Consider the following 23768-nt stretch of genomic DNA (forward strand, 5'->3'; position numbering starts at 1 on the left):
TGGCTGAGCGCCGCTCGCCCGTGCCCGTCACCGATCGGCCTCAAGCGCCGGCCAGGCTAGGAGGTGGCTGAGCGCCGCTCGCCCGTGCCCGTCACCGATCGGCCTCAAGCGCCGGCCGGGCTAGGAGGTGGCTGAGCGCCGCTCGCCCGTGCCCGTCACCGATCGGCCTCAAGCGCCGGCCCGGATGGGGTGGGGTGCGGGCCGTCTCGACCGTGACCGGCACGGTCAGTCACGGTGCAGTCGGAGAGACGGCCCAGCCCCGGACGGGGCTAACCGACCCGGACTCCGTTGGGCGGCGAGCCCAGGTCGGCGGGCCCCACCCCCGCCCGGCGGGCCAGTGCCACGGCGGCCAGCGTCGAATGGACACCGAGCTTGCCGAGGACGTTCTGCATGTGGGTGCGGACGGTGTGCGGCGAGAGGAAGAGCCGCTCGGCGACGGCCTTGCGCCCGAGCCCCGCCACCATGCAGCGCAGCACCTCCCGCTCACGCGGCGTCAGCGCCTCCACGAGGCGCTCACTGTCGCTGCGGTGCTTGCGCGCCGCCGTCAGCTCCCGCAGGACGCCGGTGAGCAGGGCGGGCGGCAGGTGGGTCTCGTCGCGCAGGACGCCGCGGACGACGGTCAGCAGGCGGGAGAGGGAGCACTCCTTGGCGACCCAGCCGACCGCCCCGGCCTGGAGGGCGAGGGCCGCCCGCCGGGGATCGTCGCGCTCGGCCAGGACCACGGTGCGTACGCCGGGCTGGACCGCGCGGACCCCGGCGACCAGGGCGATCCCGTCGACCGGGGTCCCGTCCGGGACCTCCCGCAACTCGCCGGGGCGGGCCGGGCGGCCCGCGCCGAGGTCGGCGTCGACCAGCAGGACGTCGTACGGGCGGCCCTCGGCGGTGCCGCGCTCCAGGCAGCGCAGGGCGGCGGGGCCGCTGCCCGCGGCGGAGACGTCCACGTCCGGTTCGGCGGTGAGCGCCGCCGCCAGGGACTCGGCGAAGATGCGATGGTCGTCGACGACCAGGATTCGGACACGGACCACGTTGCTACCCCCACTGGCCGGGGGAACGGACGGTCGCGGTCGCGGTACCCGGCGCGGCCCCCGCCATCCGGCGCGCTGGCACGCGCCGGTCGGTCCGGAGGGATGCGGAGGCCACCCGGCCGCCGCCCGGCCCCCCCGTCCCCGCTCCAGGTGCCGGACCCTGACGGTCTCGCCCCCTGAACGGCACCGGCCCCCACCGGCGCTGCTCCTCAGAGTACGGACGGGGCCCCGGGGCGGAAGCGGATTTGCAGAACTGACCGGCAACCGACCGGCCTCGACCACCCGGGCCCGTGGCGTGTGTGGTCCAGGAGGCGGAAGGGACCGGAGTCCACCGACTCCGGTCACCTTTGGGCCCGCCGGGCCCTTCTCCCCGGGCGGTCCCCGGTGCGCCCGAGCGCCCCTCAGCCGATCCGGCGCGCCCCGGCGGACGGCAGCGCAGGGAAGATCCGCGGCTCGGGGTGCCCGGCGGCGGCGAAGGCCGCGCGGACCGCGTCGGAGGTACGGTCCACGGCGTCGGCCTCGGTGAGGACCACCGCCGAGCCGCCGAAGCCGCCACCGGTCATCCGGGCCCCCAGCGCGCCCGCCGCCAGCGCCGACTCGACCACCAGGTCCAGTTCGGCGCAGGAGACCCGCAGGTCGTCGCGGAGCGAGCGGTGGCCCTCGGTGAGGACGGGGCCGACCGCGCGGACCTCGCCCGCGTCGAGCAGGGCGATGACCTCGCCGACGCGGTGGTTGTCGGTGACGATGTGGCGGACGTAGCGGACGACGTGCTCACCGGCGTCCGCCAGCCGCTCCAGGGCGCCCGGCAGCTCCGCGTGCGGGACGTCCCGCAGATGGCTCACGCCGAGGCGCCGCGCGCCCTCCTCGCACCCCGCGCGCCGCTCGGCGTACGCCCCGTCGCCCAGCGCGTGCTGCACGCGGGTGTCGACCACCAGCAGCGCGAGCCCGTCGTCGGCGGGGGCGAAGGGGACCTGCCGCAGCGACAGGTCCCGGGTGTCGAGGTGGAGGGCGTGGCCCTCGGTGCAGCAGGCGGCGGCCATCTGGTCCATGACGCCGCAGGGCACGCCGACGAACTCGTTCTCGGCGCGCTGGGCGAGGCGGGCGAGCTCGGCGCGGGTCAGCCCGAGCTCGTACAGGTCGTCGAGGGCGAGGGCCGTCACCACCTCCAGGGCCGCCGAGGAGGAGAGCCCGGCGCCGGTCGGCACGGTGGAGGCGAGGTGCAGGTCTGCGCCGCCGACGGCGTGCCCGGCGGTACGCAGGGCGTACACGACCCCGGCCGGGTAGGCGGCCCAGGAGGTGTCGCAGCCGGGGGTCAGCTCGTCGACGCGGAGTTCGGCGACGGGGCTGGGGAGGTCGGCGGAGTGCACCCGCAGGATGCCGTCGTCGCGGCGGGCGACGGCGGCGACGGCGGTGTGCGGCAGGGCGAGCGGCATCACGAAGCCGTCGTTGAAGTCGGTGTACTCGCCGATGAGGTTGACCCGGCCGGGCGCCGCCCAGACGCCCTCGGGGTCACGGCCGTACAGCGTGCGGAACCCCTCGGCGACCGCTTCCGCCCGGCGCGTCTCGTCCTCGGGTGCGGCGGGGCCGAAGGCTCCGGTACGGGTGGCGGCGGCGCTCACGCTCCACCTCCGGCGGTGGCGGCCACGGCCTGCCCCGCACCGCGGGCGCGCCCGTGGCGGGCGAAGTCCCAGGCGTCCTGGACGATCGTGTCGAGGCCCGGACGGGAGGGCCGCCAGCCGAGGCGGGTGCGGGCGCTCTCTGCGGAGGCGACGAGGACGGCCGGGTCGCCGGCGCGGCGCGGGGCGGCGGTCTCGGGGACGGCGTGGCCGGTGACCTCGCGGACCGTCTCGATCACCTCGCGGACGGAGAAGCCGTTGCCGTTGCCGAGGTTGCAGACCAGGTGCTCGCCCGGGGCGACGGCGTCCAGGGCGAGAAGGTGGGCCTCGGCCAGGTCGGCGACGTGGATGTAGTCGCGCACGCAGGTGCCGTCGGGCGTCGGGTAGTCGTCGCCGTAGACGGAGATGGCCTCGCGGCGGCCCTGGGCGACCTGGAGGACCAGCGGGATGAGGTGCGACTCGGGGTCGTGGCGCTCGCCGCAGTCGCCGTAGGCACCGGCGACGTTGAAGTAGCGCAGGGAGGCGGCGGCGAGGCCGTGGGCGTGGCACTCGCCGCCGATCATGTGGTCGACGGCGAGCTTGGAGGCGCCGTACGGGCTGGTCGGCGCGGTGGGGTCGGTCTCGGTCAGCGGGACGGAGACCGGCTCGCCGTAGGTGGCGGCGGTGGAGGAGAAGACCAGGCGGCGTACCCCGGCGTCGCGCATCGCGGCGAGCAGCGCGGTGGTGCCGCCGACGTTGTTGACCCAGTACTTCTCCGGGTCCACCACCGACTCGCCGACCTGCGAGAAGGCGGCGAAGTGCAGCACGCCGTCGTAGCTCGCGTCGAGCCAGCGTGCCGCGTCCTGGATGCGACCCTCGATGAACTCGGCGCCGTCCGGGACGCCTTCGCGGAAGCCGGTGGAGAGGTCGTCCAGGACGGTGACCCGGTGCCCCGCCTCCAGCAGGTGCCGGGCGACGACGCTGCCGACGTACCCGGCGCCCCCGGTGACCAGGTACTTCCCCCGGCCGCCCGCCGCCGTGCCGCTCTCCCCTGCCACGCCCGTACCGCCGTTCCCGCCGTCGCTGCTGTTGACGCTCATGAACTCGCTACCTCTCGCAGTCGCCGCGCCGCGGCCTCCGGCGGCACATCGTTGATGAACACACTCATGCCGGACTCCGAACCGGCGAGGAACTTCAGCTTTCCCTCGGTGCGTCGCACGGTGAAGAGTTCCAGGTGGAGTGCGAACTCCTCGCGCGCGACGTCCGGCTCGCCGGGCCGCGGCTCCCCGAAGGGCGCCTGGTGCCAGCCGGAGATGTACGGCGTCGGCGGCCGCCCCTCGCCGAAGATCCGGTCGAAGCGGCGCAGCAGCTCCAGGTAGACCCCGGGGAACTCGGCGCGCGCGGCCTCGTCCAGCGCGGTGAGGTCGGGGACCCGGCGGCGGGGATAGAGGTGCACCTCGTAGGGCCAGTGGGCGGCGTACGGGACGAAGGCGGTCCAGTGCGCGGTCTCCAGGACGATCCGCTCACCGTCGGCGCTTTCGCGCTCCACGAGGTCGTCGAAGAGGTTGCGGCCGGTGGCGGCGCGGTGCTCGGCCACGGAGTCGAGCATCAGCCTCGTGCGCGGGGTGATCTGCGGATACCCGTAGATCTGGCCGTGCGGGTGGCCGAGGGTGACGCCGATCTCGACGCCCCGGTTCTCGAAGCAGTAGACCTGGCGGACCGCGTCCAGCCGGGAGAGCGCGGCGGTGCGGTCGCGCCACGCCTCCAGGACGACGGCGGCCGACTCCTCGTCGAGCCCGGCGAAGGAGGTGTCGTGGTCGGAGGTGAAGCAGACCACCTCGCAGCGGCCGGTGGGGCCGGAGAGCGAGGGGAAGCGGTTCTCGAAGACCACCACGTCGTAGTCGCTGTCCGGGATCTCACCCTGGTGGCCGCCGGGCCGGGCCGGGCAGAGCGGGCAGGCGTCGGCGGGCGGCAGGTGGGTGCGGCCCTGGCGGTGCGAGGCGATGGCGACGAAGTCGCCGAGCAGCGGGTCCTGGCGGACCTCGGAGGCGGTCGCGACCTGGTCGGCGGGGCGCGGGTCGGGGGCGTCGCGCTCCCGGCTGTCGTCCCGGTCGTAGTAGATGAGCTCGCGGCCGTCCGACAGCCGGGTCGAGGTCTTCTTCACACCAGCACCCTCACACACCCCTATCAATCAACATAACCGAACACAACCAATCACAGTACAACAGCGCCGTCAACGCCCAGGAGGCCCCGGAACCCGCCCACCGCCGGAGAACCGTGCCGGAGTCTCCGCCTCCGCCCCCACAACCGCAGGACACCGCCAGTGAAGCCGTCAGAAAACGGGAGAAAACGCCCCGGCCCATCACGATCAAACAAAGAAAACCAACAAAACTGTTCAGTTCTTGACGCGTAGCGCGTAGGTTCCCGTTCGTTCAGTTCGCGCAACGAAGCGAGTTCCCCCCATGCTCTATCTCGCCGAGGGGCTCCGGCTCCCGACCAACGGGCTCGATTACACGATCCTGGCGATCTACTTCGCCGTGGTCCTGGGCATCGGCTTCGCCGCCAGGCGCTCGGTCAGAACCAGCCTCGACTTCTTCCTCTCGGGACGCTCCCTGCCGGCCTGGGTGACCGGGCTCGCGTTCGTCGCGGCCAACCTCGGCGCCACCGAGATCCTCGGCATGGCGGCCAACGGCGTGCAGTACGGCGCGTACACCGTGCACTGGTACTGGATCGGCGCCATCCCGGCCATGGTCTTCCTGGGCCTGGTGATGATGCCGTTCTACTACGGGTCGAAGGTCAGGTCGGTCCCCGAGTTCCTGCTCCACCGGTTCGGACCCTCCTCGCACCTGCTCTCCTCCGTGATCTTCGCCGTCTCCTCGGTGCTGATCGCGGGCGTCAACCTCTACGCGATGGCGATCGTGCTGGAGGCGCTGCTCGGCTGGCCCGAGTGGGTCGCCATCGTCGTCGCCGGCTTCTTCGTCCTCGCCTACATCACGATCGGCGGGCTCTCCTCGGCGATCTACAACGAGGTCCTCCAGTTCTTCGTGATCCTGGCGGCGCTGATCCCGCTCACCATCGTCGGCCTCAAGCGGGTCGGCGGCTGGGACGGCATCACCTCCTCGCTCTCGGCCTCCAAGGGCGGCGACTTCCTCACCGCCTGGGACGGCACCGGCATCGGCGAGGCCAACCCGCTGGGCGCCAACTGGCTGACCATCGTGCTGGGCCTCGGCTTCGTCATGAGCTTCGGTTACTGGACGACCAACTTCGCCGAGGTGCAGCGCGCCCTCTCCGCGAAGAACCTGTCGGCCGCCAAGCGCACCCCGCTGATCGCCGCCTTCCCGAAGATCCTCATCCCGATGGTCGTCGTGGTCCCCGGCTTCATCGCGCTGGTCATGGAGCCGACCATCGGCCAGGCCGGCAGCGGCCTCGACTACAACGACGCCATCCCCGTCCTCATGCGCGACCTGCTGCCCAACGGTGTCCTCGGCATCGCCGTGACCGGTCTGCTCGCCGCCTTCATGGCGGGCATGGCGGCCAACGTCTCCTCCTTCAACACGGTCTTCACCAACGACATCTGGGCCGCGTACCTGAAGAAGGACCGCGAGGACGGCTACTACCTGAAGGTCGGCCGGGTCGTCACGGCCGTGGGTGTGCTGATCGGCATGGGTACCGCGTTCATCGCGGCCGGGTTCAGCAACATCATGAACTACCTGCAGACGCTCTTCTCGTTCTTCAACGTCCCGCTGTTCGTGGTCTTCATCATCGGCATGTTCTGGAAGCGCACCACCCCGGCCGCCGGTTTCTGGGGCCTGCTCACCGGCACCGTCGCCGCCATGGTGAACTACTTCTGGCTGTACCAGCAGGGCATCATCGACATCCCGAGCGACCAGGGCGCCAACTTCGTCTCCTCGATCGTCGCGTTCGTCGTCGGAGGCGTCGTCATGGTGGTGGTCACGCTGGTGACGAAGCCGAAGCCGGTCGAGCAGCTCGCCGGTCTGGTCTACGGCACCAAGTCGCCCGGCCTCGACCTGGAGGACACCCACGAGGGCGACGAGGCCTGGTACCGCAAGCCGGCCCTGCTGGGCTGGGGCGCGATCATCCTCGCCGCCATCTGCTACGTGCCGTTCTCCTTCTGACCCGGCCCGCACCCACGCCAAGGACGCCCCACCATGACCGAGAAGCAGAACCCGCCCGCGGAGGGCCACGCCTTCCAGGACGAGGTCACCGAGCTGGAAGCCAAGTCGGCGACCGCCGCCCGGCTCTTCGACATCCGCCGCATCATCGGCGCGCTCTTCGTCGTCTACGGCCTGATCGTCAGCGCCGCCGGGATCTTCGTCAGCGACGCCGACCTGGAGAAGGCCCAGGACATCAACATCAACCTGTGGACCGGGCTGGGCATGCTCGCCCTCGGCCTGTTCTTCCTGATCTGGGTCAAGCTCCGGCCGACCGTCCCGCCGACCCCGCCGCTGCCCGAGGAGGCGCTCGACGCCGTCAAGGGCCCGGACGAGCCCGGGCGCTGACCCGCCGGCACGGCACGCACCCCGCAGGGGCCGCGGTTCTTCACGGGGACCGCGGCCCCTGCGGCCTTTCCGGGGCCTGGACGCCGCCCCGCTGGGCCGGTACGGCGGGCAGCGCGGCCCGGTCCAGCAGTCCGGTACGGGCGGCGAGCGCGGCGGCTTCCAGCCGGGAGCCGACGCCCAGCTTCATCAGCACCCGCTGGACGTGCGTCCGCGCGGTGCTCGGGGCGATGCCCATCCCGGCGGCGATCACCCGGGTGTCCTCGCCCTCGGCCACCCGCACCAGCACCTCGACCTCGCGCGGGGTGAGCAGGGCGAGCAGCCGCTGCCCCTCGTCGTCGGGCTGGGCCGCCGGGTTGAGCAGTTCCGCGAAGGCGCCCGCGAGGAGTTGCGGGGCCACCACCGCCTCGCCCTTGCAGGCCCGCGCGATGGCGCGTTCGACACCCTCTATCCGCTCGTCGTGCCGCACGTACCCGCAGGCCCCGGCGGCGAAGGCGGCGGCGATCCCGCGCGGGCTGGGCACCGGCCCGAGGACCACCACGGCCACCTGCGGCGCCTCGGCGCGGATGCGGACGACGGGGTCGAAGATGCCCGGTTCCGCGGGGGTGGCGGTGCCGATGAGGCAGACCTCGGGGGCACGCGCCACCACCAGGTCGGCGGCGCCCGCGGCCGGGGCGGCCGCCGCGAGCACCCGGTGCCCGCGCAGCTTCAGCGCCGAGGCCAGCGCCTCGGCCAGCAGCCGGTGATCGTCCACCACCATCACCCGCACGCCCATCCCGGTACCCCCCACGCAGTCCCCGCCCCGGCCGGCGGCCGTATGTCTCCCGGAAGCTACACGCTCCCTCCAGGCCATGGCCCGGTTTCCCGGCATTCGCCACGCCCGCCGCCCCCAACCTCTCCACCCTGCCCCGGCGCGCAAACTCCGGCCCCGAAAAGCGACCTGCCCCGCCCCGGCAGAACCGGGAACGGGGCAGGCCCGCGACTGGCCGGCTTCGGGAGCCAAAGGGGCGCGCCGGTGTCGGGCGAAGCTCCGATCAGGAAGTACCGAAGGCGATGGCCAGGTACTCCGGGTCGTCCGTGACCTTGCTGGCCTCGCGGATGTACAGCGTGGACATGAAGAGGCGGCCGTCGCCGTAGATGACCTCGCCGAACTCCGGGAGGAAGTTCCGCTCGACCTTGCGGACCGACTCGGTGCCCGGGTTCTCCACCAGCACGGTCTGCTTGCCGCTGGTCGGGTCGATGGTGACGATCTGCCCGCCCTTTTCGTAGGGCGCCGCCTTGTAGGCGAGGACGTTCTCGCCGTCCATCCGCAGCGGGTAGATCTTGTAGATGCCGCCCGCGTCGAAGCGGTCGCCGGTCGGCTTGCCGGTCTTCAGGTCGAAGGACAGGATCTCGTTGGTCCGGCCGTACTCCTCGCCGGCGGCCTCGTGCTCGGCGGTGGGGACGTACAGCTTGCCGTTGCCCGTGAAGATCTGCTGGCAGTCGTGGACCTTGTTGACGTCGCAGTCGTGCATGAACTTGCCCTCTTCCAGCGGGAAGCGGCTCTGCAGGTCGCCCTTGCCGTCCAGGGCGAAGACGTCGGTGACACCGGAGGCGGTGATCTCCTGCGAGTCGGTGCCGAAGACGACCGGGTCGACGGAGATGACCTTGGCGTTGTCGAGACCCGCGGGGAGCTTGTAGCTCCACTTCGGGGTGCCGTCCGTGGCGTCGAGGAGCTGCACCTCCATCTTCGGGTTGTCGTAGCTGCCGCACTTGCGGACCGCCACGAGCGCCTCGCCACCGCGGTAGCCGAGGTCCTCGCAGGCGTCGCCGTTCTGCGGCTTCCACAGCTCCTTGCCGGACTTCAGGTCGAAGGCGGCGCCGCCGTCGGTGCCGCCGCCGACGGCCACCGTGTTGCCGCTGATGGAGACCTCGTCGTACCGCGCGGCCCGCGAGCTGACCTCGACCGACTCCGTCCACAGGATCTTGCCGGTGGTGAGGTCGATCGCGGAGATCTTGTCGCAGCCCGGGTACTTGTTCTCGGCGGTCGGCTTGGCGTTCTCGTAGACGACGGCCGCGATGTCGCCGTCACCGACCTCCGGGCTGGATGCGCAGTGCTGGCCCGAGAGCGGCGTGGTCCAGGTGACCTTGCCGGAGTCGAGGTCGTAGCCGTTGATCTCGGAGAGGCCGGGCTTGGCGAAGACCTTGCTGGTCAGCCAGGAGCCCTCGACGGCGAAGCTGGTGTCGCCCTTGACCTTGGGCGCCGGGAGCTGGAAGAGCACCTTCGAGGAGGGGTCGGAGGGCACCTTCTCCTCGCCGCCGGAGCCGCCGGGCGCCTCACCCTCGCCGCCCTTGCCCTCGCCCTGCTCGGTGCCGCCGCCCGCGGTGTTCTCGGTGTCCTGCGAGGACTTGTACCAGAAGCCGCCGCCGACGATCAGCGCGATGGCCACCACGGCCGCCGTGATGATCATGGCCTGCGGGCCGAACTTCCGGCCGCCGCCCGGGGAACCCTGGGCGTTCATCGGCATGGTGGTGGGCTGCGGGTAGCCGTAGGGCTGCGGCGGCTGGCCGTACGGCGGCTGCGGCGGCTGGCCCGGGTAGCCGTACCCCGGGGCGCCCTGCGGCGGCTGGCCCGGCTGCTGCGGGAAGCCGTAGCCGGGGACGGCCTGCGGCGGCCGGCCCGGCTGCTGCGGGTAGCCGTAGCCCGGCTGGCCGGGGGGCGGGGCCTGCGGGTAGCCGTAGCCGGGCTGGGTCTGCGGCGGCTGCTGGGGCTGGTCGCCTCCGGCGGCGGGGCCGTCCTTCTTGTCGAGGGACGGGGGCTGCGGCGGAGTCTGCGGCTGCGGCGGCTGGGCCGGCGGGGGTGCGCCGAATCCGCCGGGCGGCGGGTCCTGCGGGGCGCCGAACCCGCCCTGCGGCGGCTCGTTCGGCGGCTGGGACGGCGGCTGTGTCATGGCGTGGGTACCTCGGTGCGCGTGGGGACGTGGGGAGGGAGAGGGGCCGGGGGTGCCGCGGGCGGGCGCGGGGCCCTCGGCGGGCGCCCCCGGGGATGGGTCACTTGCCGTAGGCCAGCATCAGCTTCTCCGCCGCGTCGTCCTTGCCGTTGAGGCGGGTGGTGGAGATGTAGAAGCGTCCGTCGACGTAGTCCAGGGCCCGCGAGTAGAAGCCGCGCTCCATGGCGGCGGTGGACTCGGGCATCTTGAGCAGCGTGGCCGGCTTGCCGCCGGAGGTGGGGATCGAGACGATCTGGCCGCCGCCGTTGTACGACGGTTCGACGTAGGCGAGGAGCTTGCCGCCCTCCATCTTCAGCGGCAGCATCGACCGGCCTTCGGGGGCCTGGACGGACCACTTCTTCTTGCCGGTGGTGAGGTTGGTGGCGACGATCTCGTTGGAGCCGCTCTTGGCCTCGGTCGGCAGGTAGAGGGTGGTGTCGTCGGCGACGGTGCCCACGCAGCCGCGCAGGTCGCGGGTCATGATGGCCCAGCCGCACTGCGGGTTGAAGGAGACCTCGGACTCGACCTGGGTGGCGATCTTCCCGCCGCTGACGCGGGAGATGTTCCAGGCCTCCTTCTCCTTGTTGGTCGAGTAGATGACCAGCGGGTCCATGGAGTAGACGCGCTCGACGCGCCAGCCCTTGCCCATGGCGAGGGTGGACTTGACCTTGCCGTTGGCCGGGTCGAGAACCTGGACCTCGTCGTGCTCCTCGGGCTTGCTCGCGGCGCAGGAGGAGACCACCACGAGCTGGTCGCCCTCACCGGCCCAGGCGCCGGGGAAGCAGGCCTGGCCGTACTTCTTCTTGGTGTACAGCTCCTCGCCGTCGCTCAGCCGGAAGGCGACGCCCGACATGGAGCGGCCCGCGATCACGGTGTTCCCGGCCATGACCACGTCGAGTTCGAGGGTGCTGTCGAACAGGTCGCCCTCGTCGAGGCTCTGCTTCCAGGAGCTCCTGCCGGTGGCGAGGTCCACGTGCATCAGCTCGCTGCACTTGGACTTCTCGGTGTTGCCGTTCTTGTGGGCGATGACGACCTGCCCGTCCACCGCCTCCTTGGGGGCCGCGCAGACCGGGCCGGGCAGCTCGATCTCGTCCCAACTGGGCTTGCCCCCCTCGATGTCGTAGGCGAAGACGGAGCGGTACGCCGCCTTCACGACCGAGGTGTCGGTGACCCACATGCCGGGGGCGTCGGCGCCCCGGCCGGGGGCGTCGGGCGCCTCCTTGTACCAGAGGACCTGCGCCTCGCCGGGCTGGCGGCCGGCGTTGAGGTCCTCGGTCTCGTCCTTGCGGTCGCCCTTGCCGTCGCCCGGGTTGCCCGGGGCGGAGGGGGCGGCGCCGCTGGCGGAGGGGGCCTTCGAGGGGGAGGCGACCGGTTCCTTCTCGTCGTCTCCGCCGGTGAGCGTGACGATGCCGACCACGGCGAGGACCGCCACGGCCACCGCGCCGCCGACGATCGCCGCCGTCTTCCCCTTGAACGGACCGCGCCCGCCGCCGGGTCCGCCCGGACCGGGCTGACCGGGGAAGGTGGGCTGGCCGGGGTAGCCGTACCCCTGCTGCGGCTGCCCGTAGGGGCCGGGCTGGCCGTACGGTCCCGGCTGCTGCGGCGCGCCGTACGGGCCCGGCTGCGGGGGCTGGCCGTAGGGGCCGGGCTGCTGCGGGTAGCCGTAGCCGGGGGGCGGGGTCTGGGGCGGCTGGCCGGGGGGCTGCGGCGGCTGGCCGTACGGGCCGCCGGGCTGCTGCGGGTAGCCGTAACCGGGCTGCGCGGCGGGAGGCGGCGGGGTCTGCGGCGGCTGGGCCGGAGGCTGGCCGGGGGCCTGCGGGGGCTGGGCGGGCGGCTGCTGGCCGTCCTTCCCAGACCCGGGCTCCGGTGGTGGCCCGAAACCGCCCTGCGGCGGCTGCGGAGGCTGGTTGGGCGGCTGACTCATCAGCGGCTCCCCCTCTTCACTGATATTTCGGCACGCCAGTGCTGGCCCACTTTTCTACCACTCGAACAGCCGGACGTGCGGAATCGGTCCTCCCCTTGTTCCCAAGGGAGGACCGGTCCGTGATGCGTCCGTTACGCCGCCGCGCGGCAGTTACTCGGCATCCTCCGCCAGCTCCAGCCAGCGCATTTCCAACTCGTCCCGCTCCCCGGAGAGTTGGCGCAGCTCCGCGTCGAGTTCGGCCACCTTCGCGAAGTCTGTGGCGTTCTCGGCGATCTGCGCGTGGAGCTTCTGCTCGCGGGTGGAGATCTTGTCCAGCTGCCGTTCCAGCCGCTGGAGTTCCTTCTTCGCGGCCCGCTGGTCGGCGGCGGGCTTCTCCTTGCGCTCGACCTGCGGGGCGGAGACCGGGGCGGGGCTCGCCGTCTCGGTCATCCGCTGCCTGCGCTCCAGGTACTCGTCCACGCCGCGCGGCAGCATGCGCAGCGCACCGTCGCCGAGCAGGGCGAAGACCCGGTCGGTGGTCCGCTCGATGAAGAAGCGGTCGTGGGAGATGACGATCATCGACCCGGGCCAGCCGTCGAGGAGGTCCTCCAGCTGCGTCAGGGTCTCGATGTCCAGGTCGTTGGTGGGCTCGTCGAGGAAGAGGACGTTGGGCTCGTCCATGAGCAGCCGCAGGATCTGGAGGCGACGCCGCTCACCGCCGGAGAGGTCGCCGACCGGCGTCCACTGCTTCTCCTTGGTGAAGCCGAACTTCTCGCAGAGCTGCCCGGCCGTCATCTCCCGGCCCTTGCCGAGGTCGACCCGGTCCTTGACCTGCTGGACGGCCTCCAGGACCCGGGTGGCCGGGTCGAGTTCGGCGACCTCCTGGGAGAGGTGGGCGAGCTTGACCGTCTTGCCGACGCTCACCCGGCCCTCGACGGGCTGGACCTCGCCGCCGGTGCGGGCCGCCTCGGTGAGGGTGCGCAGCAGCGAGGTCTTGCCCGCGCCGTTGACGCCGACCAGGCCGATGCGGTCGCCGGGGCCGAGCTGCCAGGTGAGGTGCTTGAGCAGCACCTTCGGCCCGGCCTGCACGGTGACGTCCTCCACGTCGAAGACGGTCTTGCCGAGCCGGGCCGAGGCGAACTTCATCAGCTCGCTGGTGTCGCGCGGCGGGGGGACGTCGGCGATCAGCTCGTTGGCCGCCTCGATGCGGTAGCGGGGCTTGGAGGTGCGGGCCGGGGCTCCGCGGCGCAGCCAGGCCAGTTCCTTGCGCATGAGGTTCTGCCGCTTGGTCTCCTCGGTGGCGGCGCGCCGCTCCCGCTCGGCCCGGGCGAAGACGTAGTCGCTGTAGCCGCCCTCGTACTCGTGGACGTCGCCGCGCTGCACGTCCCACATGCGGGTGCAGACCTGGTCGAGGAACCACCGGTCGTGGGTGACGCAGACGAGGGCGGAGCGGCGGGCCCGCAGGTGTCCGGCGAGCCAGGAGATGCCCTCGACGTCGAGGTGGTTGGTGGGCTCGTCGAGCACGATCAGGTCGGGCTCGCCGATGAGCAGCTTGGCCAGCGCGATACGGCGGCGCTCACCGCCGGAGAGCGGGCCGATGACGGTCTCCAGGCCCTGTGGGAACCCGGCCAGCTCCAACCCGCCGAAGAGGCCGGTGAGGACGTCACGGATCTTGGAGTTGCCCGCCCACTCGTGGTCGGCGAGGTCGCCGATGATCTCCTGGCGGACGGTGGCGGCGGGGTCGAGCGAGTCGTGCTGGGTGAGGACGCCGAGCCGCAGCCCGCCGCTGTGCGTGACGCGGCCGGTGTCGGCCTCCTCCAGCTTGGCGAGCATCCGGATGAGGGTGGTCTTGCCGTCGCCGTTGCGGCCGACGACGCCGATCCGGTCGCCCTCGGAGACTCCGAGCGACACCCCGTCGAGCAGGGCACGGGTGCCGTAGACCTTGGTGACGGCCTCGACGTTGACCAGATTGACGGCCATTTCACTCCTGTACGGGGATGGGTGCGGCCTCCAGCGTAAACGCGGTCGGCGTAGTGGGGTCGGGCCGTCTCAGTGCTGGTCGGCGCCGCCCGCGGCCACGGTGTCGCGGCCCGGCTCCGGGTCCTGGCCGACGACGGTGGCGCCGGGCGCCGGGGAGGCGGCGACGCGGGCGCTGCGGCAGGTGCCGGAGGCGGTGAGGGCCTCGGCGACGCGGGCGGCGGCGGGGGCGTCCTCGGCGAGGAAGGCGGTGGTGGGCCCGGAGCCGGAGACCAGGGCGGCGAGCGCTCCGGCCTCGGTACCCGCGGCGAGGGTGGCGGCGAGCGCCGGGTTGAGGGAGAGCGCTGCGGGCTGCAGGTCGTTGTCGACGGCGGCGGCCAGGGCGTGGGTGTCACCGTCGCGCAGGGCGGCCAGCAGCGCCGGGGAGGCGGTCGGCGCGGGTACCTCGCGGCCCTCGCAGAGCCGGTCGAACTCGCGGTAGACCGCCGGGGTGGACAGGCCGCCCTCGGCCGCGGCGAAGACCCAGTGGAAGGTGGAGCCGACCTCCAGCGGCTGGAGCTTCTCACCCCGCCCGGTGCCGAGCGCGGCCTCTCCGACCAGGCTGAACGGCACGTCGCTGCCGAGGTCCGCGCAGATGCTGAGCAGCACCTCGCGCGGGGTGTCCAGGCCCCACAGGGCGTCACAGGCGACGAGCGCCCCGGCCGCGTCGGCGCTGCCTCCGGCCATGCCGCCGGCCACCGGGATGTCCTTGGCGATGTGCAGGTGGACGTCGGCGGTACGCCCGGCGCGCTCGGCCAGCGCCAGGGCGGCGCGGGCGGCGAGGTTGGAGCCGTCCAGGGGGACCTGGTCGGCGTCGGGGCCGGTGACGGTGAGGCGCAGGCCGTCGGCGCGGGTCGCGGTGACGGTGTCGTACAGGCCGACGGCGAGGAAGACGTTGGCCAGGTCGTGGTAGCCGTCGGGGCGCGGGGCGCCCACCGCGAGCTGGACGTTGACCTTGGCGGGGACGCGGACCGTGATGCTCACTGGGGGTGGGCCTTCCGGGAGGGGGCAGGGGGGGCGGGGCTCGACGTGCGGGGCCGGGTCAGCGGGCGGGGGCGTGCTCGGCGATGGCGGCGAACTCCTCGACGGTCAGCGACTCGCCCCGGGCCTGCGGGGAGATCCCGGCGGCGACCAGCGCGGCCTCGGCGGCCGCGGCCGAGCCGGCCCAGCCGGCGAGGGCGGCCCGCAGCGTCTTGCGGCGCTGGGCGAAGGCGGCGTCGACCACCGCGAAGACCTGCTGGCGGGTGGCCGTGGTGGCCGGGGGCTCGGCGCGGCGGACCAGGGAGACCAGGCCGCTGTCGACGTTGGGCGCGGGCCAGAAGACGTTCCGGCCGATGGCTCCGGCGCGCTTGACCTCGGCGTACCAGTTGGCCTTCACGGAGGGCACGCCGTACACCTTCGACCCCGGGTCGGCCGCGAGCCGGTCCGCGACCTCGGCCTGCACCATGACGAGCGTCCGCTCGATCGACGGGAACCGCTCCAGCATGTGCAGCAGCACGGGGACGGCGACGTTGTACGGCAGGTTGGCGACGAGCGCGGTGGGCGGCGGGCCCGGCAGCTCGGTGACGCGCAGGGCGTCGGCGTGGACCAGCGAGAAGCGCCCGGCCCGCTCGGGGAGGCGGGCTTCCACCGTGGCGGGGAGGGCGGCCGCGAGGACGTCGTCGATCTCGACGGCGACGACGCGGTCCGCGCTCTCCAGGAGCCCCAGGGTCAGGGAGCCGAGGCCCGGGCCGACCTCGACCACCACGTCGTCCGGGCGCACATCGGCGGTGCGCACGATGCGGCGGACGGTGTTCGCGTCGATGACGAAGTTCTGGCCGCGCTGCTTCGTCGGGCGGACGCCCAGGGCCGTGGCGAGTTCGCGGATGTCGCCGGGGGCCAGGAGGACGTCTTGCGGCTGGGGGTCAGTGGGGCTGGTCACCGGTCAAGCGTACGGGGCTGCTCGGGTGGGCTTGCCTCGTGTGCCGGCTGGGGTGGCCTCCGGGCGGCCTGCGGTGGCTGTTCTGTCGGCCTCAGGCGCCGGCCGGGCTGCTTTTGGCTTGGCGCCGCTTGGCCGGGGCGGTCGCTGATTGGCCTCAAGCGCCGGCCGGGCTGTTCTTGACCTGGAGCCGCTTGACCGGGGCGGTCACTGATTGGCCTCAAGCGCCGGCCGGGCTGGGAAGTGGCCTGGCGCCGCTTGACCGGGGCGGTCACTGATGGCCTCGACCGCCGGCCGGGCTGTTCTTGACCTGGCGCCGTTCGACCGTGCCGGTCACTGATTGGCCTCAAGCGCCGGCCGGGCTGGGAAGTGGCCTGGCGCCGCTTGACCGAGACGGTCACGGACGGCCTCGACCGCCGGCCGGGCTTGGGGGTGGGGTGGCTTGGCGCTGTTCGAGCGTGCCGGGCAGGAATGGCCTCGAACGTCGGCCGGCTTGGTTTTCGCTGTTCGTCCGCCGGGGGTGGTCAGTGGCTGAGGGTGTAGCCGAAGGCTCGGGCGGTGTTGGTGGCGAGGGCGGTCGCCACGTCGTCCGGCTGCTCGCCTCGTACTTCGGCCATGGCGCGGACGGTGAGGGGGATCAGGTACGGGGCGTTGGGGCGGCCTCGGTAGGGGGCCGGGGTGAGGAAGGGGGCGTCCGTTTCCACCAGGAGGAGTTCCCGGGGGGCCGCCTTCAGGGCCTCGCGGAGGGGGTGGGCGTTCTTGAAGGTGATGTTCCCGGCGAAGGACATGTAGTAGCCGTGGTGGGCGCAGGTCTTCGCCAGGTCGGCGTCGCCGGAGAAGCAGTGGAAGACGGTGCGGTCGGGGGCGCCCTCTTCCTCCAGGACGCGCAGGACGTCGGCGTGGGCCTCGCGGTCGTGGATGACCAGGGCCTTGTCGTACCGCTTGGCCAGTTCGATGTGGGCGCGGAACGAGCGTTCCTGCGCGGCCATGCCCTCCGGGCCGGTGCGGAAGTGGTCGAGCCCGGTCTCTCCGACCCCCAGCACCTGCGGCAGTGCCGCCAGCTCCGCGATCTGGTCGAGCGCCTCGTCCAGGGCGGCGTCCCCGCCCGGCGGGCGCTCGCCCTGCCGCGACCAGCCGTCGGGGTCGCCGAGGACGATCCGGGGGGCCTCGTTGGGGTGCAGGGCGACGGCGGCGTGGACCCGCTCGTACTCCCCGGCCACCTCGGCCGCCCACCGCGACCCGGCCACGTCGCACCCCACCTGCACCAGCGTGGTCACGCCCACCGAGGCGGCCTTCGCCAGCGTCTCCTCCATCGAATCCGCCTGCATGTCCACATGCGTGTGCGAATCCGCGACCTCCACGGTCAACGGCTCCGGCAGCGGCGGCGCCCCTTGCTCACGACTCATACCCCGATCCTACGAAGGCGGGAGGCGGGGCGGCCCACCCCCGTGCCCGTGTGCGGCCGGGCGGGCGCCCGGCCGCACACGGCGGGGGTCAGGAGATGCGGTCGGCCGCCTGCGACAGGAAGACGTCCAGGACGCCGTCGCCGACCTTCGGCTGGACCTCGCCCCAGGAGTTGCGGGGCGGGTCGACCCGGACGGCCCTGGCCCTCTCCTGGAGTGCCTCGGACTCGCCGACCAGCTGCCGGGCCCTGTCCTGGTCCCCGGACTGCCAGGCGTCGAGGGCGTCGGTCATCGTGACCGCGGCCTGGCCCCACAGCTCGGTGGCGTCCAGCCAGGGGGCGGCGTCGGTGACGAACCCGGACTCGACCGCGCCATCGCGGATCGTGCGGGGCGCATCGGCGATCGCCCGCGCGTACGGGCGCAGGGCGCGGACGGCCCCGGCGCGGTCGTCCCCGTCCCACGCCTGCCAGAAGGCGGCCGTACGCCGGGCGAGCGCGGGCGCCTGGGGCTGCCACGGGGTGTCACCGAACGTGGGCGCCAGGTGCTCCAGGTCCCCGAAGACCAGCAGGGCCTCGGTCGCCCGGGGGTCGCCGCCGGCCAGGTGCTCCATCGCCTGCCGCCAGGTCGCCCTCGCGTCGTACCCGGAGTCGTTCCAGGAGAAGGCGGCCGCGCCGAAGACGGCCACCTTGCTGGCGTAGGGCTGGTTCATGGGGTTGGCCACGATGCCGGTGATGTGGTCCGACAGTCCCGCCTCACGCTTGTCGTACGGGGCGAGCAGCAGCCGTCCGCCGGTGTTGCCGAAGTCGTTGACCGGATAGTTGTCCCAGACGAACACCTTGCGGCCGAACAGCTGGGAGGCCGCTTCCGCCTGTTCGTTGGTGATCTCCGGCGGCACCACGTCCGTGCCGGTCCACATCACCTCGACCTCGGCGTCGAGCTGGGCGCGGAGCGTCTGCTTGTACGCCGTGTCGGTCAGGTCGCCGTACTCGGTGGGGACCATCTGGAGCGGGCGGCTGCCCTCGTGGGTGGCGATGAAGGTGCGCTGCACGTCGTTGAGCAGGTCGGACTGGGCGCGGGCGGCCGTCTCCCGGCCGGGCTCACCGTAGGTGGCGCGGTCCTGGTCGCAGTTCCAGTTCGTGTAGTTGATGTCGTCCAGGGGGATCGAGAACGACCGGGTGCCGAGGTCGTACAGGGCCTGGAGTTTGGCCTTGAGGTCCTTGACGTGGTCCGGGTCGGAGTAGCAGATCGAGGCGCCGGGCGAGACGGCGAAGGTGAAGCGGACGTGGTTGTCGGTGGCCCTGCCGACCAGTTCCCCGAGTTCCGCCTCCTTGTCCTGCGGGTACGGCTCGCGCCACTTGTCGCGGTGGTACGGGTCGTCCTTGGGGGCGTAGATGTACGTGTTGGCCTTCACGTCGCCGTAGAAGTCCATCTGGTCGAGGCGTTCGGCGTGGGTCCAGGGCGTGCCGTAGAAGCCCTCGATGGTTCCCCGCAGCGGCATGGAAGGGAAGTCGGAGACCCGGACCCCGGCGATGTTCCAGGTGCCGCCGCTCCGCTGGAAGAGCTGGCGCAGGCTCTGCACCGCGTAGAACTGCCCGGTCGCGTCCGCGCCCGCGAGGACCACGGAGCCACCGGCCCGCCCGCCGTCGACCCGCAACGCGTACCCGTCCGCCCGCTCGGGGACGGTGGTGCCCGCGAGGGAGCGGGCGACGTCGCCACGGGAGGCGGGCCCCAGCCGTACGGTCAGCAGCTTCGCCGCGGCCCGCGGCACGGCGTCCGGGGACACCACGTCGACCCGCTCCGCCCCGTGCTCTCTCAGTTCCCGCACGAGGCGCTTGCGGGCAGCGGTGTCGCTCTCCCCGTCCGCGACCACGATCACGCGGCGGGTGACGACGGCGTCGGCCCCCGAGCGGCGCATCGACTGCGGCGCGGGCGACACCGTGGGAAGCCGTGCCTCCGGACCGGCGGTCGGCTCGGGGGCGGGGCGGGCGGCGGCAACGGGAGTCAGACAGGAGAACGCGGTCGCGGTGGCGACCAACAGACAGGCTCTGGTGGAGAGGTGACGACGAGGCACGACTACTCCTAGTGGTCTAAACCAGTCAGTCAGACCACAGGAGGATCCCGTTCCCCGAAGGCCCCGTCAAGACATCGCGCCCGGAGCGTCATGGCTCCGAGCGCGACACTTCTCCTGCACCCCTTCAAGCCCGGTGATATCCCCGCCTGTCGAAAATGCAGCCCGGCCGGCGCTTGAGGCCATCAGTGACCGCCACGGCCCCACGAACCCCAGCCGGACCCAGCCCGGCCGGCGCTTGAGGCCACCCCACTCCAGCCTCACCGCCAGGTCGGCCCGAAAGCCGGCCCCGTCAGGGGCCTACCCCGGGCCGAAGAGCCGAGCCCAGACGGACCGCCGCCGAGGCGCCCCGGGCGCAGCCCCGGCGCCACCCTCGGAGGACGCCGAGCTCTCCCGAGGCACATGCGCCTCCATCCCGTCCGAGGAGGAGGCGGCCCCGTGCAGGGCCGCCTTGGCGGCGGCCACCCGCCCGGCCTGCATGATCCGCACGACGTGCCCCCCGCAGTTGAAGCAGGTGGGCCGCGACAGCGGCGAGGGCACCCGGTGGCCGTCGGCGAGGTGGAGGACGAATTCGTGGCCGTCCTGGTCGGCGAAGTGCTGGATCTCGTACTCCTGCTCCCACCCGTGCCCGCACCGCATGCAGGCGAAGGAGTACGCCTCGTGCACGACGGCGACGGGGACGCGGGGTATCGGGGCTTCGGAGGTCGGGCTGGAGGTGCCTGTCCGCGATGTCTGGCTCATGCCGACTCCTTCGGTCGTCTCCCACCAGTGGACTCCTGTGGGGACCGGGGGCGCATCAGGGCCGGTCGCATCATGGACGGGATTTGGGCTCGCCATGGCGGGGCGGCCTCACCAGCGCCCCCCGCTTTACCTTTCAGGCTAGTCCTTTACCTCACTTCGAGCCGTTTCGTTCCGCGTTCTTTGCCGCCACGACGGCATCGAAGACCTGCCGCTTGGGCAGTCCTGCCTCCGCGGCGACAGCCGCGATCGCCTCCTTGCGCCGCTCCCCGGCCTCCTCCCGGTCGCGGACCCGGCGCACCAGCTCCGCGTCGTCCAGATCGGCGGGCCCGGCCTCGGGCGCCCCTTCGACGACGACCGTGATCTCCCCGCGGACGCCCTCCGCCGCCCAGACGGCCAGCTCGCCGAGGCCGCCGCGCCGTACCTCCTCGTACGTCTTGGTCAGCTCGCGGCAGACGGCGGCGCGGCGGTCGGCGCCGAAGACCTCCGTCATCGCGTCGAGGGTGGCGGCGAGCCGGTGGGGCGCCTCGAAGTAGACGAGGGTGCGGCGCTCCCCGGCGGCCTCGCGCAGCCGCCCGAGCCGTTCCCCGGCCTTGCGCGGCAGGAACCCCTCGAAGCAGAACCGGTCGACGGGCAGTCCGGAGAGGGCGAGCGCGGTCAGGACGGCCGACGGGCCGGGAACGGCGGTGATGCGCAGACCGCGTTCGACGGCGGCGGCGACCAGCCGGTACCCGGGGTCGGAGACCGACGGCATGCCCGCGTCGGTGACGAGCAGGACCCGGGCGCCCTGGGCCAGCTCCTCGACCAGTTCGGGGGTGCGCGCGCTCTCGTTGCCCTCGAAGTAGGAGACGGTGCGTCCGGTGGTGTGGACGCCGAGGGCCTGGGTGAGGCGGCGCAGCCTGCGGGTGTCCTCGGCGGCGATGACGTCGGCGCGTTCCAGTTCGGCGGCGAGCCGGGGCGGGGCGTCGGCGGTGTCGCCGATGGGGGTGCCTGCGAGTACGAGGGTTCCGGTTCCTGTCACCGCTCCATCCTCGCAGCCACGGGCGGCGCTCCCCACGGCCGGACGGAAGGGACGTTTCCGCCCCGGCGCCGCACGGCCGCCCGGGGACGGGCGACGCGGAAAGGGAGGTACCGGCACGGGGACGGGACCTGCCCGGAGCCGTTCCCTACGATGACCCGGTGACCAAGACCGCCTCCTCGACCGGGGCCCCCACGGACCGGCCAGACCCGACCGCGCAGCTCTGGCAGCAGCGGCTGCGCAGATTCGGGTACACGGCGCGCCCACGGCAAGGGGTGCGGGAGCGGCTGGTGCCGCCGTACGCCGAGCCCGACCCGAGGCTCTGGCGGTTCCTGGGTGTCGGCGGCGCGGCGGCGCGGCGGCTGGCGGCCCTCTCCACGTGGGCCGGTCCGCTGCTGGTGGCGCTCGTCGCCGGGGTGCTGCGGTTCTGGAACCTGGGCAGCCCGAAGGCGGTGATATTCGACGAGACGTACTACGCGAAGGACGCGTGGGCGCTCATCCACCGCGGCTTCGAGGTGACCTGGCCGAAGAACGCCGACGCCTCGGTCCTCGCCGACCCGTCGTCGGTGCGGATCCCGGCCGAGGCGTCGTACGTCGTCCATCCGCCGGTCGGCAAGTACGTGATCGGGGTCGGCGAGTGGCTGTTCGGCTTCGACCCGTTCGGCTGGCGGTTCATGACGGCGCTGCTCGGCACCCTGTCGGTGCTGATGCTCTGCCGGATCGGCCGCCGCCTGTTCCGCTCGACCTTCCTCGGCTGCCTGGCGGGGCTGCTGCTGGCCGTGGACGGCCTGCACTTCGTGATGAGCCGCACCGCCCTGCTCGACCTGGTGCTGATGTTCTTCGTGCTGGCCGCCTTCGGCTGCCTGCTCATCGACCGCGACAAGGCCCGGGCCCGGCTGGCGGCCGCGCTCCCGGTCGGCGCGGACGGGGAGCCTCGCCCCGACTCCCAGGTGGCGGGCACCCTGCGGCTCGGCTGGCGGCCGTGGCGGATCGCGGCCGGCCTCTGCCTGGGTCTGGCCTTCGCCACCAAGTGGAACGGTCTCTACATCCTGGCCGCCTTCGGCCTGCTCACCGTCGCCTGGGACGTGGGCGCGCGCCGCGTCGCCGGAGCCCGCCGCCCGTACACGGCCGTGCTGCGCCGCGACATCCTCCCGGCCTTCGTCTCGACGGTCCCGGTCGCCGTCGCCACCTACGTCGCCTCCTGGGCCGCCTGGATCGCCTCCCCCTCGGACGGCACCGGCGGCTACTACCGCGACTGGGCCGCCACCGCCGGGCAGGGCGGCTCCTTCACCTGGCTCCCCGACTGGCTGCGCAGCCTGTGGCACTACGAGAACAAGGTCTACGACTTCCACGTCGGCCTGAACTCCGGCCACACCTACGAGTCCAACCCCTGGTCGTGGCTGGTGGCGGGCCGCCCCGTCTCCTACTTCTACGAGTCCCCCGCCCCCGGCAAGGACGGCTGCCCCGCCGACACCGTCGACAAGTGCGCCCGCGAGGTGCTCGCCCTCGGCACCCCCGCCCTGTGGTGGGCGGCCTGCTTCGCCGTCGCCTACTGCCTGTGGCGCTGGGGCCTGCGCCGCGACTGGCGCGCCGGCGCCCTCCTCTGCGGCGTGGCCGCGGGCTACCTCCCCTGGTTCGCCTACCAGGAACGCACCATCTTCGTCTTCTACGCCGTCGTCTTCGTCCCGTTCCTCTGCCTGGCCCTCGCCATGATGCTCGGCGCCCTCATCGGCCCCCCGGGCTCCTCGGAACGCCGCCGCGTGGCGGGCGCGGCCACGGCGGGCGTCATCGTCCTGCTGATCCTGTGGAACTTCGTCTACTTCTGGCCGCTATACACCGGCGAGCCGATTCCGGTGGACCAGTGGCAGCGGAGGATGTGGCTGGACACGTGGGTCTGAGCGGCGGAGCCGCCCTCCGCTACTCCGCGACCCCCGCCGCCTCCCGCATCGCCTTGGCGGTGCCGGCCGGGTCGTAGCCCTCGGGCACGCCCTCGACCAGGATGATGTCGCCGTCGATGTGGCGGGAGCGCAGCGGGGCGATGGCGCGGTACGCGGGGGAGTTCCACCAGGCGCGGGCCTCGGTGAGGCCGGGGAAGGCGATCATGACGACGGCGCCGGGCCAGGCGCCCTCCAGCGTCTCGTGCGCGGTGGCGTGGACGAGGAAGTGGCCGCCGTACGGCTCGAAGGTGGCGGGGAGGCGTTCGATGTACTCGGCGATGTCGGGGTGCGGGGCGGCGTCCTGGAGGCGGGCCATGGCGTAGGCGGGCATGGGGTCCTTCCGGGCCGGCGGGCTCCGTACGCCGGTGAGCATGGCAGGGCGGGGGCGGTGTTCGCTGTGCGCTGAAGCGGGTGGGGTGGTTCCGGTGACCGGGTGGCCGGGCGAGTCAGCCGCCGTCCCACTCCCCGGTACGGGCGAAGTGGTCGAGGGCGGCCTCGTACCGGGCCGGGTCGAGGCCCTGGTTTCCAGCCAGGACGGGTCGAGGTGGGTGGCGAGGTAGGGGCCGGCGGAGTCGCCGACGAGGGTGACGACGCCGCCCCGGACGCGGCGTGCCGGCGGTTTGCCGTGGCGCTGGGGGCGCCGCCGACTCGGAGGCATCGG

General features: G+C 73.0%; 18 protein-coding genes. 3 read left to right on the forward strand and 15 right to left on the reverse strand.

The features are described 5' to 3' along the window. Positions 1-269: 269 nt before the first annotated feature. The 4 genes from ACFWMZ_RS05720 to galT form a co-directional block, all read right to left on the reverse strand. Positions 270-1025 carry a LuxR C-terminal-related transcriptional regulator gene (locus ACFWMZ_RS05720; RefSeq protein WP_383175777.1) on the reverse strand — a complete coding sequence of 252 codons (756 nt, stop codon included), beginning with the start codon at positions 1023-1025 and terminating at the stop codon, positions 270-272. 401 nt (positions 1026-1426) lie between these two features. Next, positions 1427-2644, reverse strand: coding sequence for a galactokinase (gene galK, locus ACFWMZ_RS05725; protein WP_383175774.1), 1218 nt, complete (start codon positions 2642-2644; stop codon positions 1427-1429). Beyond that, positions 2641-3720 (reverse strand): UDP-glucose 4-epimerase GalE, encoded by a 1080-nt coding sequence (galE, locus tag ACFWMZ_RS05730; RefSeq protein ID WP_383175772.1) that lies wholly within the window; start codon positions 3718-3720, stop codon positions 2641-2643. The genes galK and galE overlap by 4 nt, the downstream gene beginning before the upstream one ends. After that, positions 3717-4784: a galactose-1-phosphate uridylyltransferase gene (gene galT, locus ACFWMZ_RS05735; RefSeq protein ID WP_383199667.1), complete on the reverse strand. Its 1068-nt coding sequence runs from the start codon at positions 4782-4784 to the stop codon at positions 3717-3719. Before galT ends, galE begins: the two co-directional genes overlap by 4 nt. 298 nt (positions 4785-5082) lie before the next feature. On the opposite strand from galT, the gene ACFWMZ_RS05740 reads away from it, so the two are divergent. Both ACFWMZ_RS05740 and ACFWMZ_RS05745 read left to right on the forward strand, forming a co-directional pair. Beyond that, complete coding sequence (locus ACFWMZ_RS05740; RefSeq protein ID WP_383175766.1) at positions 5083-6756, forward strand: sodium:solute symporter family protein; 1674 nt, start codon at positions 5083-5085, stop codon at positions 6754-6756. A 33-nt stretch (positions 6757-6789) separates the two neighbouring features. Continuing rightward, positions 6790-7140, forward strand: a complete 351-nt coding sequence (locus tag ACFWMZ_RS05745) for a hypothetical protein (RefSeq protein ID WP_383175763.1) — start codon at positions 6790-6792, stop codon at positions 7138-7140. A 40-nt stretch (positions 7141-7180) separates the two neighbouring features. On the opposite strand, the gene ACFWMZ_RS05750 is transcribed toward ACFWMZ_RS05745, so the two are convergent. The 10 genes from ACFWMZ_RS05750 to rsmI all read right to left on the reverse strand — a co-directional run bounded on the left by ACFWMZ_RS05750 (position 7181) and on the right by rsmI (position 21173). Beyond that, positions 7181-7912: a LuxR C-terminal-related transcriptional regulator gene (locus tag ACFWMZ_RS05750; RefSeq protein ID WP_383199669.1), complete on the reverse strand. Its 732-nt coding sequence runs from the start codon at positions 7910-7912 to the stop codon at positions 7181-7183. A gap of 259 nt (positions 7913-8171) precedes the next feature. Then, positions 8172-10067 carry a PQQ-binding-like beta-propeller repeat protein gene (locus tag ACFWMZ_RS05755; RefSeq protein ID WP_383199671.1) on the reverse strand — a complete coding sequence of 632 codons (1896 nt, stop codon included), beginning with the start codon at positions 10065-10067 and terminating at the stop codon, positions 8172-8174. A gap of 100 nt (positions 10068-10167) precedes the next feature. Continuing rightward, positions 10168-12030 (reverse strand): PQQ-binding-like beta-propeller repeat protein, encoded by a 1863-nt coding sequence (locus ACFWMZ_RS05760; protein ID WP_383199673.1) that lies wholly within the window; start codon positions 12028-12030, stop codon positions 10168-10170. Positions 12031-12180: 150 nt separating this feature from the next. After that, a complete protein-coding gene (locus ACFWMZ_RS05765; RefSeq protein WP_383199675.1) occupies positions 12181-13989 on the reverse strand; it encodes an ABC-F family ATP-binding cassette domain-containing protein in 1809 nt (602 codons plus the stop codon). Positions 13990-14058: 69 nt separating this feature from the next. Further along, positions 14059-15009, reverse strand: a complete 951-nt coding sequence (locus tag ACFWMZ_RS05770) for a 4-(cytidine 5'-diphospho)-2-C-methyl-D-erythritol kinase (protein WP_383175747.1) — start codon at positions 15007-15009, stop codon at positions 14059-14061. A 58-nt stretch (positions 15010-15067) separates the two neighbouring features. After that, on the reverse strand, positions 15068-15946 hold the full coding sequence (gene rsmA / locus ACFWMZ_RS05775) for a 16S rRNA (adenine(1518)-N(6)/adenine(1519)-N(6))-dimethyltransferase RsmA (protein WP_383199677.1): 879 nt from the start codon (positions 15944-15946) through the stop codon (positions 15068-15070). Positions 15947-16467: 521 nt separating this feature from the next. Further along, the gene (locus ACFWMZ_RS05780; RefSeq protein ID WP_383175741.1) at positions 16468-17349 is read right to left on the reverse strand and encodes a TatD family hydrolase; all 882 of its coding nucleotides are present in this window, start codon (positions 17347-17349) and stop codon (positions 16468-16470) included. A gap of 88 nt (positions 17350-17437) precedes the next feature. Further along, positions 17438-19417, reverse strand: a complete 1980-nt coding sequence (locus ACFWMZ_RS05785; RefSeq protein WP_383184046.1) for a beta-N-acetylglucosaminidase domain-containing protein — start codon at positions 19415-19417, stop codon at positions 17438-17440. Positions 19418-19714: 297 nt separating this feature from the next. After that, on the reverse strand, positions 19715-20155 hold the full coding sequence (locus ACFWMZ_RS05790) for a hypothetical protein (protein ID WP_383184048.1): 441 nt from the start codon (positions 20153-20155) through the stop codon (positions 19715-19717). Positions 20156-20306: 151 nt separating this feature from the next. Continuing rightward, positions 20307-21173, reverse strand: a complete 867-nt coding sequence (rsmI, locus tag ACFWMZ_RS05795; protein WP_383184050.1) for a 16S rRNA (cytidine(1402)-2'-O)-methyltransferase — start codon at positions 21171-21173, stop codon at positions 20307-20309. A 158-nt stretch (positions 21174-21331) separates the two neighbouring features. On the opposite strand from rsmI, the gene ACFWMZ_RS05800 reads away from it, so the two are divergent. Then, positions 21332-23068, forward strand: a complete 1737-nt coding sequence (locus tag ACFWMZ_RS05800) for a dolichyl-phosphate-mannose--protein mannosyltransferase (protein WP_383184052.1) — start codon at positions 21332-21334, stop codon at positions 23066-23068. 19 nt (positions 23069-23087) lie between these two features. On the opposite strand, the gene ACFWMZ_RS05805 is transcribed toward ACFWMZ_RS05800, so the two are convergent. Further along, positions 23088-23438, reverse strand: a complete 351-nt coding sequence (locus tag ACFWMZ_RS05805) for a DUF1330 domain-containing protein (protein ID WP_383199679.1) — start codon at positions 23436-23438, stop codon at positions 23088-23090. Between the last annotated feature and the right edge of the window lie 330 nt (positions 23439-23768).

This window comes from Streptomyces sp. NPDC058373 (genome assembly GCF_042723275.1).
In the GTDB taxonomy this organism is placed as follows: Bacteria; Actinomycetota; Actinomycetes; order Streptomycetales; family Streptomycetaceae; genus Streptomyces.